A 10,447-nucleotide genomic window follows, 5' to 3' on the forward strand; every position below is an offset into this window, starting at 1 on the left:
ACGGTGCGGATCACATCCAGCACCTTGCTGATGTTCAGCGTCTGCTCGGCCAGGCCCTGGGCCTGCTCGGCGGCGTGGCGCACCCCGGCGCCCAGCTCGCGCAGCGAACCCAGGGTGGTGGCCAGCTGCTGCTGGCCGTCGACGGCTTCGTCGTTGGAGCGCCGCGCCACTTCGGCGGTGCTCTGCGCGTGCTCGGCGACGTTGTCCACGGCCGAGGTCATCTGGCTCATGGCGCGGCTGACGTTGTCGATCTCGTCGTGTTGCTGGTTCAGGCCACGGGTGCCTTCGTCCATCACCGAACTCATCTGCTCGCTGGCGGTGGCCAGTTGCTCGGCGGCCTCGCCGATCTGGCGGATGGTGCCCTGCAGGTTGTCGCGCATGCGCCCCAGGCGCTGCAGCAGTTGCGCCGCCTCGTCGCGGCCGTGGGCCTGGACGCCATGGCTGAGGTCGCCGGTGGCGATGCGCTCGGCCACCTGCAGCGCCTCGGCCAGCGGCCGCACCAGGCTGCGGGTCAGGCCCCAGGCCAGCAGCAGGGTCAGCAGCAGCGCGCCGCCGAGGGCGGCCCAGACGATGCGCTGGGCCTGGCGATAGGCCGAGGCGGCGTCGGCGGTGGCGCTGGCGGCGGCCTGCTTGTTCAGCTCGCGCAGCAGCATCACCTGGGTGTCGATGGTCTCGCCCTGCTGGTCGATGTTGGCGATCAACAGCGCGCGCGCCTCGTCGAGCTTCTGTTGTTCCAGCAACTGCTGTTCCTGGCGGATGGTCTGGATGAACTGGCCGAAGGCCTCATGCAGCGCCTCGATGGCGCCGCGCTCGGTGTCGTCGCTGATCAGCGCCTGGTAGTCGCGGAACTCCTGTTCGATGTCCAGGGCCAACTGCTCGATGATCACCTTGTTGCCGCTGCGTACCATCGGGTCGGGGTTGGCCACCTGCTGCAGGGAGCGCACGCGCAGCTGGCTGAGGTTGAGCGCGATGCTGTCGGCGAGGGCGATGCTCGGCAGCTGGTCGCTGTCGATGGCCGCGCCCTGGGCGCGGATCGCGGCCATCTGGTACAGGCAGTAGGCGCCGACGCCGCCGAGCAGCACGGCGCTGAGCAGGAAGCAGAGCAGGGTGCGCTGTCCGATGCGCAGACGCCGCAGGGTCTGTTTGCGGCCGAGGTGGGCGAGGAAGGTCTTGAGCTGGTTCATCACGGGCTACCACTTACTGCTGTGATGCTCTGGCGAGCGGAAAAACGGTCGCGCCGAGTTTATGAAAGCCGTGTGACAGTCGTGTGTAATGGCCAGTCGCCTTATCGTTGGCATGGGCTCGGCGTTGCGCTCCTGCGTTCGGGCCGTCTTGGCATCAGCGGTCTGGTTTTGTCGATGCGGCACCTTTTAATCTGCTGATTACTTGTGCGGATCGGCAAGTTGGCAAGTTATATAGCGGTGTCGATTGATTATTATTGCCTTCTGGTATTTGTCGCGGCCGGCCGCCTGACTACGCTCAGTTGAAAATACAAGCAGGGAGTGCCGGGATGAACAGGAAACTCTTGGGGCTGTTGGCGCTTTGCGCCGTGGTACTTGATGGTTGTACGCCGCTGCGGCTCTACCACCCCTGTTCGCGGGATAACTGCCAGATGCTCGTCGACGCCTATTACAAGTCCCAGGCCAAGGGGGCTGCGAGCGGAGGTGGAGCGGGCAGTCCTGCAGAGATCCATTACAAATATGGTTTCGTCGAATTCGACGAGTACGGAAATTTATTGCAGGACGCTGCTTTTGAGAACTTGCTTGCGGAAGTAAGGGCGATAAAACGGCCAGTGCTCATGGTCGTCTACGTACACGGCTGGAATCATTCCGCGGAAGAGGGTGACGATGACGTAAAAGAGTTCAAGTTGGCGATGCGAAATATTGCCGCGATGAATGCTTCGGATAATAGGGATGTTGTTGGGGTATATGTAGGTTGGCGCGGTTCCGCTACCCATGTGCCGCTGTTACAGCGCTTGACCTTCTGGGATCGCAAGAGCACCGCGCACAATGTCGGCAGCGGTGCCGTGAGCGAAGTGCTGTTGCGCCTGGACAAGGAGAATAGTCGGCGCAAGCAGGCGTATCCCGCGGGGCAGGGGCAGGATGGCAGCCGCCTGGTCTTCGTTGGCCACAGCTTTGGCGCCGCGGTCCTCTACAGCGCCCTGGCGCCCTCGCTGATCGATCGCTTCGTACAGTCCGGCAACTTCGATCCGCAGGCGTCCCCGACGCAGACCGGTTGCAGCGTCGCGCCACTGCAGACCCGCACCGTCGGAGACCTGGTGGTCCTGATCAACCCCGCCTTCGAGGCCATGCGTTTCAGCACCCTGCACAAGCTCAGCCAGCACTGCAGCTTCAGCGACAAGCAGCCGCCGCTGATCGCGGTGATCACCGGCCGCAACGACTGGGCCACGGGCATCGCCTTCCCCCTGGCGCGGGGCGGACGGGCCGCCTTCCAGAAGTACAGCGTCTACGGCGACAACCATGACGAAGGCTACTGGGCAAATACCAAGGCGCTCGGGCACTACGTTCCCTACCTGACCCATACGCTGGCGTCCTCGTCGAGCGCTCGGTCGAAAGGGGCGAACACCCTGGAAGGCTGCGCCCAGTACATCGACCCGAACCGCCAGGCCATCCGGCAGGGCTTCAAGGGATATATCAACGATGGCAATAGCCACACGCTTTCCATCGCGCCGAAGCCGGCAGTCAATCCACCAACTGCCGAGGCGGTTCCGGCCAAGCCTTTCACCCTCACCCTGAGTCCCATCCGGAGTCCCGAAGTGAAATATCCGGCGCATAACCCGGTGCTGAACATCCTCGCCGAGCCGCCGATCATCGACGGGCACGGCGGCATCTACAGCTGCGAGCTGATGACTTTCGTCGGCGGCCTGGTGACCGAGGGCATCGTGCCCTGACTGGCGTGGCTACTGGAGAACGGGCGATGGACGATCCCCTGAGCGGTTTCCTGCATTTCGATTTCGACGATGGGCACTACCAGCACCCGGTGTACTTCAAGGGCGAAGGGCCCAGGGTGATCGTCATGCATGAGCTGCCGGGCCTGGCCCCGGCGACCTTCGGCTTCGCCGAGCGGTTGGTCGAGGCCGGTTTCAACGTGCATCTGCCGCTGCTGTTCGGCGAGGTGCTGGACGATTCCGCGCCCCTGAATTACGCCAGGCTGTGCGTCAGCAAGGAGTTCGCGCGGCTGAAATCCGGGGTCTCCGCCCCGGTCTGCGATTGGTTGCGGGCGCTGGCCAGGCACCTGGGTGAGGCTGGCGACCAGCGGCGCATCGGGGTGATCGGCATGTGCGTGACCGGGGCCTTCGTGATTCCGATGATCATCGAGAGCACCGTGGGCGTGGGGGTGGTTTCCCAACCGGCGGTTCCCTTTTCCTTGCCCTATCGGCTGACCGGCCTGGCGGAGGGGGCCTGGATGGAAGAGATGAACATCGCCGATGCGGATTTGAACACAGCGGTGAATGTGGTCCAGGCGCAAGACAAGCGACTGATCGTACAGCGCTTCAGCGACGACCGCCTGTGCCCGCACGCCCGGGTACGCAGAATCGCCCAGGCGTTCGGGGCGAACGCGCAACTGAACGAGTACCCGACGGTACCGCCGAGCCCGGATCATCCGCATGCCCTGATGACCGCTGAATTCGACCGCGTAGAGGAGCCGCCCGAACGCCCCGGGCACCCCACACGGCAAGCGTTGCAGAGTGTCGTGGAGTTTCTGCGCGGACATCTCGTCTAGTGGTCGACCCTTTCAGGCGCTCAGCGGTTCGCTCGGGTCTCGCTGGTGTCCGATAGACGTGAGATAGGGGTTGAGCGCCGTCTCCACCTCGCCATCGCGCAGCCAGCGCAGGGCGATCGGCCAGAGGTTGGCTTCGAAGCGGCTGTGGAAGAAGGCGAAGTGGCCGATGCTGCGCAGGCCCAGCGCCTCGGGGGGCAGGCGCAGGTGCAGGCGTGGGCTGTTGCGGTAGTAGCCGAGCAGGCGTTCGATGGCGGCGCGGGTGCCGAATTCATCGTCGGTCACGCTCAGCGCCAGGGTCGCGCCACGCAGGCCGGCGAAGCTTTCCACCAGCTCCGCGCGCTGGCGCTCGGGCATGGCTTGCGGGCCGCGTCGGTAGGCGTCTTCGAAGCGCGGGCTGCGCTGGGTCCAGTCGCGCACCACACCGCGCGGGGTGTCTTCCATCCAGCCCAGGCGCTTGCCCGGGAAGTAGCCGAGCAGGCCGCTGAGCAATGGCATCGCCAGGTGCCACTTGAGCAACATGCGCAGGCGCCGCTGGCGCTGATAGTCGCGCCAGTGGGCGAATTGCGCGCCCATGCTGAAGACCCGCTCGATGCGCGAATTGGACGGTGCCAGGCCGACCAGGAAGCCGCCGACGCTGTGCGCCACCACGTGCAGCGGCTGGCCGGGGCAGTGCTCGGCGGCCCAGCGCAGGGCGCCCTCGAAGTCCAGCCGGCCCCAGTCCAGCCAACTGGCCTGGAAGCCGCGCAGCGAGGCCGGGCGCGATTCGCCGATGCCGCGGTAGTCGTAGCAGAGGACGTCGAAGCCGGCGGCGTGCAGGTAGGCGGCGAAGCGCCCGTAGTAGTCGCCGCGCACCGAGGTCGCCGGGTTGACGATCACCAGCGCGCGGGGTGTCGCGGCGGGCTCGGCATGGCGCCAGAGGCGACCCTTGAGGGGGTAGCCGTCGGCGGCGGCGAAGCTCAGTTGCAGGCTCATCGGTTTCCCTGTTCGGCGCGGGTGCTGAGCGAACTCTAGCGCCGGGCGGTGGCGGGCCACCAGCACAGTTGCGGGAAAAAAGACCGCCGCACCCGGGCCGGGTGCGACCGGAACGGGGCGGCGGAGGCTGCAGATCGTGAAGGGGGAAGGGGGCTTCCCGCAGACCACCCGGCTAGTCTGCCCTCGCGTGCGGCGCGGCGGCAGACTCAGCTGGCGCGGAAAAAGCCGGATCAGCCGGCCGCCACGCCTCAGGCCAGCAGGCCGCTGGCCTTGGCCCGCGCCACCGCCTGGGTGCGCCGCTCCACATCGAGCTTGATGTTGATGCGCCGGGCGTGGGTCTTCACCGTGTGCAGGGAGATTTCCAACTGCTCGGCGATTTCCTGGTTGGAACAGCCCTGGGCGATCAGCCCGAGCACCTCCAGCTCGCGCTGGCTGAGGGCTTCCACCGGGGCGGCCACGCCGTCCAACGGCTGGGTTTGCACCGGCCCGCCGACCAGCTCCGCCAGCCATTGCCGGGCCCAGCTCGGACCGTCTCGGCGCAGTTGCGCCAGGGGCCGCAGCAGGGACAGGCGCCGGCAATCCTGCAGGGCTTCCTGCAGGTGTTCCTCGGCGCCGGCCAGTTCCAGGCGGTGCAGGACTTCGGCCAGGCTCAGCCGGCTTTCGCAGGCCAGGCTGCGCAGGCCCAGGGCCTGGCAGTCGCGGTGCAGGGCGGCGAGTTCCTGGCTGGCGCGAAGGGTGTCGCCCAGCGCCGTGTTGGCCTGGGCCAGCAGCAGGCGCGCCTGGTGCTGCAGGTCGTAGAAGCCGGTGGGGGCCAGTAGTGGGTTGTGGCGCAACTCCTGAAGCACATCCAGCAGTTCGTCGCGCGCTTGCGCCGGTTCGCCGTCGGCCAGCTGCAGTCGGGCGCGGGCCAGGCGCAGCACTTCGCGGTAGCGGATTTCCGGAATGCACAGGCGTTGCATGCGCCGCTCGGCGACCAGCAGCAACTGGTGCGCGCGCTCGGCGTCGCCGCGCTCGCAGGCCTGGGCGATCAGCGCGTGGTAGGCATACAGCAGGTAGGCGTCCTGGCAGTCCTCGGCTTCCTCCAGGCCTTGGCGCAGCACGCTTTCGCCACGCTCGTCGCCGGTCAGCGCCAGCAGTTCGCCGCGCAGTACCCGCAGGCGCGCCAGCATGGGGCCGCGGTGGCCGCCCTTGCGCAGCTCGGCGAGCATCTGGTCGGCGTAGTCCAGCGCGTGGCGCAATTCGCCGGACAGCGCCAGCAGGTGGATGTGCTCGATGCTCAGCAGCGCCTCGAAGCACAGGTTGCCGTGGCGCCGCGACAGGCGCAGGCCGATCTGGCAGTGCTGGCGGGCGCCGGTCAGGTCGCCCTCGACCATCGCCTGCTGGGCCAGTGCCTGGTGGCAGAGGATGTGCTGGCCCCAGTGGCGTTCGTCGAGGTACAGCAGGGCTTCGCTGCAGTTGCGCCGGGCGTCGGCGATGGCGAACTGGCGTTGCAGGACGCCGAGGGTCGCCTGGTAGTGCGCCAGGCAGCGGCGCTGGCTGCCGGGGTCGCGGCGCGGCATGAAGCGCGCCAGCGTTTGCAGGCAGTCCATGGCTTCGTCCAGGCGCGCGCAGACGATCAGCGCCCAGGTTTCCAGCAGCACCAGCTGGGGGCTGGATTGCAGCAGGCCGGCCGGCAGGCGGTCGCGCCAGAGCAGCAGTTGCACGGCGCTCTGCTCGACGATCATCTGGTCGCTGTTGGCGTTCTGCAGCAGTTCCACGGCGCGCTCGACGGCGCCGGCGGCTAGGGCCAGCTGGGTGGCCTGGCGCAGGTCGTCGTGCTCGGCGAACCAGTGGCTGGCCTGCAGCAGGGTGTCGGCGGGGAAGGCCTCGGTGGTATCCCGACGCACCAGCTCGGCCAGCGGTGCAAGCAGGCTGAACCAGCCCGGGCCGTCTTCGAGCGGTTGCAGCAATTGCAGGCGCTCCAACTGCTCGAACGCGACCTCGCCGACCTCGCTCAGTTGCCGGCACAGCCCCGCCTTGAAGCGCGGCAGGTGCGCCAGCACCTTGAGCGCGCCGCGCAGCGATGTCGGCAGGCCGGCGAGAATTTCCCGGCGCAGGTAGTCGTGCAGCAGGCTGCTGCCGCCCTCGGGCCAGCGCCTGTGGCCCTGCAGCCCGAGCAGGCCGACCAGCGCGGGCCAGCCGGCGCTGCGTTGCAGCAGGTCGTCGCGTTCCTCCTCGCGGCTTTCGCCGAGCGCATGGCGTTGCAGGTTGCCCAGTTCCTCGTGATCCAGCGCCAGTTCGTGGGCGTCCAGTTCCAGCAGTTCGCCCTGCAGCAGCAGGCGCGGCAGGTTCCAGTCCGGCCGCCGGCGCGAGCCGATCCACCAGCGCAGCTCCGCCGAACCCTGCTCCATCAGCTGGGCGAGGCAGGCGTCGAGGGCATCGTCGGCTTGCCGCGGGTAGTCGTCGAGAACGATCCAGAGCGGCTGGGCCTGGCTGTCGAGCAGGCGCCGCAGTTCCTCGCGCCAGCCGGCGCTGGCCGGGTTGAGGTCGAGCACGATGGCCAGGCGCGTGAGGAGGTCGTCCACCGCCAGCGGGCGACCGCGCAGGTCCAGCCAGGCGACGCGGCCGCGCGGGCCGGCCTGGCGCGCGCATTCATTGAGCAGCACGCTCTTGCCGAAGCCCGCAGGGGCGTGCAGTAGGTTCACCCGCTGGCGGCCATTGAGCAGGCGCTGCAGCAGGCGCGGGCGTGGCACATGGCGGGCCGGCAGCAGCGGCAGGGCACCGCTCAGCGGACGGCAGGCGGGACGACCGATGGCCTGGGCGCTCGGGTGATGGTTCATCTCTGGTACTCCTGCCCCGGAAGGCTCCGGGGCGATATTGCCGATGCGGGGGATGCTTCAGCCGCGCAGGGGCGGCAGGCGCGCGGCCCACGGGCGCGCGCGCTCGAGTTCGGCGGCGAGGCGGAACAGCGTGCCTTCGCCGCCCAGGCGGGCGGCGAACTGCACGCCGATCGGCGTGCCGCCGGCGGTCCAGTACAGCGGCACGCTCATTGCCGGCTGGCCGGTGGCGTTGTACACCGAGGTGAAGGCGGCGTGCTGCGCCGAGCGGGCGAAGAAGGCTTCGATGGTCTCGTCTTCGTCGAAGAGCAGGGTGCCGATGGCTGCCGGCGGGCAGGCGGTGGTCGGGCTGAGGATCAGGTCGTAGTCGTCGTGGAATGCGGCGATCTCCCGGCCCATGCGCTGCAGGGTGCGCTGGGCGAGGACATAGTCGGTGGCGCCGACCTGGGTGGCGAGGCCGGTTACCGCGCGGGTCAGCGGCTCGATGTCGTGTTCGCCGGCGGTGCGCCCGACCTGGCGCTCCAGGCTCTGCAGGTGCAGCGCCGCGGAGACCACGAAGATCCGCGCGAAAGCCTGGCCTACGGCGGGCATGTCGGAGACCGTGGGGGCGCGGTCGTCGACCTGGTGGCCCAGTTCGCGGCACAGCTGTGCGGCCGACTCCAGGGCGGCCTGGCAGTCGGGGTGCACGGCGACGCCGGTCAGCGGCACGCGCAGCAGGCCGATGCGCAGGCGCCGGTGCGGCGCATCGATCTCCTGGCGGTAGGGGCGCTCGGGATACGGGGCCACGTAGGGCGCGCCGAAGTCCGGGGCGGCGGTGGCATCCAGCAGGGCCGCGCTGTCGCGTACCGAGATCGAGCAGCAGTGTTCGGCGGGCAGGCCGCCGGTGCCTTCGCCCACCCTGGGCCCCGCCGGGTTGCGTCCGCGACTGGGCTTCAGGCCGAACACGCCGCAGGCCGAGGCGGGAATGCGGATGGAGCCACCGATGTCGCTGGCGTGGGCCAGCGGCACCAGGCGCGCGGCCACCGCGGCGGCGGCCCCACCGCTGGAGCCGCCGGCGGAGAGGGCGAGGTTCCAGGGGTTGAGGCAGGGCCCGAAATGGCTGGGCTCGGTCGTTGGGGTGATGCCGAATTCCGGGGTGTTGCTGCGGCCGACCACGACCAGCCCGGCGGCGCGGTAGCGGCGCACCAGCTCAGTGTCGTGGTCGGCGCGGTTGTGTGCGCCCAGACGGCTGCCGTAGGACAAGGGCTGACCGGCCTCGGCGCCGCCGGCCAGGTCCTTGAGCAGGAAGGGCACGCCACGGAAGGGGCCGCCGGGCAGGGCGCCACGGGCCCGCTCGCGGGCGTGTTCGAACTGGCGCCAGATCACCGCGTTGAGCGCCGGGTCGTGGCGCTCGATACGGGCGATGGCGGCGTCCACCAGTTCCAGTGGCGTCGCTTCGCCTCGGGAAACCAACTGGGCCTGGGCGGTTGCGTCGAGCAGGTGAAGGTCGTCGGACATGGCTGTGCTCTCTAAGGGATCACTTCTATAACGTTAGGCAGTTGCGGGTCAGGCGTTGGCCGATCGGTTGTGCGAGGCGCCCTTTTCCTGCGTCGTCCGCATACCGAGGTACAGAGCGCCGGCGGCGACGAGGAAGAGCGCGACCAGCAGGGTGATGACACCGTTCAGGTTGCCGCTGTGGGCCTTCATGTAGCCCACCAGGGCCGGGCTGGCGCCGGCGGCGCTGGCCAGTGTGTTGATGAAGGCGATGCCCAGCGCGGCGTGCTGCGCGGCCAGGTAGCGGGTGACCATGGCCCAGAACACCGGGGTTGCCGCCACCAGCCCCGAGCCGCCGGTGGAGATCGCGACCAGGGTCCAGACCAGGCTGCCGCTGGCGATCGCCACGCCCATGGCGGCGAAGCCGCCGGCCGCCAGCAGGAAGGCGGCGCACCAGTGCAGGCGCTGTTCGTTGTAGCGGTCGGAGCGCCGGCCCCAGTACTGCATGGCGAACAAGCCGAAGATGTTCGGGATCACCGCATAGAGACCGACCATCTGCAGGTCGGCGACGCCCAGTTCGCGGATGATGGTGGGCGTCCAGAACGCCAGGAAGTAGCCGGCGCAGCCGGAGACGAAGGCGCCGAAGGCCAGCAGGTACACGCGTGGGTCGCGCAGTACGCCGGCGTGACCGTCGGTGCCCGGCGCGTCGCTCGCGGCCGGCGCTTGCTGCAGTTCCTGGCGCAGCAGTTCGCGTTCGTCGCCGCTCAGCCAGCGTGCCCGCGCGGGGCCGTCGGGCAGCAGGAAGTACACCAGCAGACCGAGCAGTACCGTGGGCATGCCTTCGGCGAAGAACATCCACTGCCAGCCGGCCCAGCCGTGCACCCCGTCGAGGTTCTTGAGGATCCAGCCGGACACCGGGCTGGTGATGAAGGCCGCGGCCACCTGGGCCATGCAGAACAGCGCCAGTACCCGCGCGCGGCGTTGCGGCGGGTACCAGAAGGTGAGGTAGAGGACGATGCCGGGGAAGAAACCGGCCTCGAACACGCCCAGCAGGAAACGCACCAGGTAGAACTGGGCCGGGGTGGTGACCAGCAGGGTGGCGCTGGAGGCCAGGCCCCAGAGCAGCATGATGCGCATGATTGTCAGGCGTGCGCCGATGCGTTGCAGGAGCAGGTTGCTGGGTACTTCGAAGAGTACGTAGCCGACGAAGAACATGGCCGCGCCGAGCCCGTAGACGGCGTCGCTGAAGCCCAGCGAGGACTTCATCTGCAGTTGGGCGAAGCCGACGTTGGCGCGGTCGATGAAGTTCAGCAGGTAGCAGATGAACAGGAACGGGATGAGCCGGCGTGTGATCTTGCCGTAGAGCGCGTCGATGTCGCCCTGCCGGGCCGACCCGGATTGCGCCGCGCCGGGCGCGCTGAGAATGCTGGACATGGGGAACT

At 68.6% G+C, this 10,447-nt stretch carries 6 protein-coding genes and 2 pseudogenes; 2 read left to right on the forward strand and 6 right to left on the reverse strand.

From position 1 onward, the window contains the following. Positions 1 to 1,184: methyl-accepting chemotaxis protein (locus P3W75_RS02725; RefSeq protein WP_276225838.1), on the reverse strand; the 1,184-nt coding region annotated here is incomplete at its 3' end. A gap of 326 nt (positions 1,185 to 1,510) precedes the next feature. On the opposite strand from P3W75_RS02725, the gene P3W75_RS02730 reads away from it, so the two are divergent. Both P3W75_RS02730 and P3W75_RS02735 read left to right on the forward strand, forming a co-directional pair. Then, positions 1,511 to 2,911, forward strand: a complete 1,401-nt coding sequence (locus P3W75_RS02730) for a hypothetical protein (protein ID WP_276225839.1) — start codon at positions 1,511 to 1,513, stop codon at positions 2,909 to 2,911. 26 nt (positions 2,912 to 2,937) lie between these two features. Further along, complete coding sequence (locus tag P3W75_RS02735; RefSeq protein ID WP_276225840.1) at positions 2,938 to 3,744, forward strand: dienelactone hydrolase family protein; 807 nt, start codon at positions 2,938 to 2,940, stop codon at positions 3,742 to 3,744. 12 nt (positions 3,745 to 3,756) lie between these two features. On the opposite strand, the gene P3W75_RS02740 is transcribed toward P3W75_RS02735, so the two are convergent. From P3W75_RS02740 to P3W75_RS02755, 5 genes and pseudogenes are all read right to left on the reverse strand, one after another. Continuing rightward, positions 3,757 to 4,716 (reverse strand): alpha/beta hydrolase family protein, encoded by a 960-nt coding sequence (locus tag P3W75_RS02740; RefSeq protein WP_276225841.1) that lies wholly within the window; start codon positions 4,714 to 4,716, stop codon positions 3,757 to 3,759. Positions 4,717 to 4,964: 248 nt separating this feature from the next. Beyond that, a pseudogene (locus tag P3W75_RS31870) lies at positions 4,965 to 5,159 on the reverse strand (response regulator transcription factor); the annotation flags it as partial. Positions 5,160 to 5,312: 153 nt separating this feature from the next. Continuing rightward, positions 5,313 to 7,535, reverse strand: a pseudogene (locus tag P3W75_RS02745) (LuxR C-terminal-related transcriptional regulator); the annotation flags it as partial. A 57-nt stretch (positions 7,536 to 7,592) separates the two neighbouring features. Next, positions 7,593 to 9,029 (reverse strand): amidase, encoded by a 1,437-nt coding sequence (locus tag P3W75_RS02750; RefSeq protein ID WP_276225843.1) that lies wholly within the window; start codon positions 9,027 to 9,029, stop codon positions 7,593 to 7,595. A 48-nt stretch (positions 9,030 to 9,077) separates the two neighbouring features. Then, on the reverse strand, positions 9,078 to 10,447 hold a 1,370-nt coding region (locus tag P3W75_RS02755; protein WP_276225844.1), incomplete at its 5' end, for an MFS transporter.

The organism is Pseudomonas citronellolis, assembly GCF_029335315.1.
Classification (GTDB): domain Bacteria; phylum Pseudomonadota; class Gammaproteobacteria; order Pseudomonadales; family Pseudomonadaceae; genus Pseudomonas; species Pseudomonas citronellolis_A.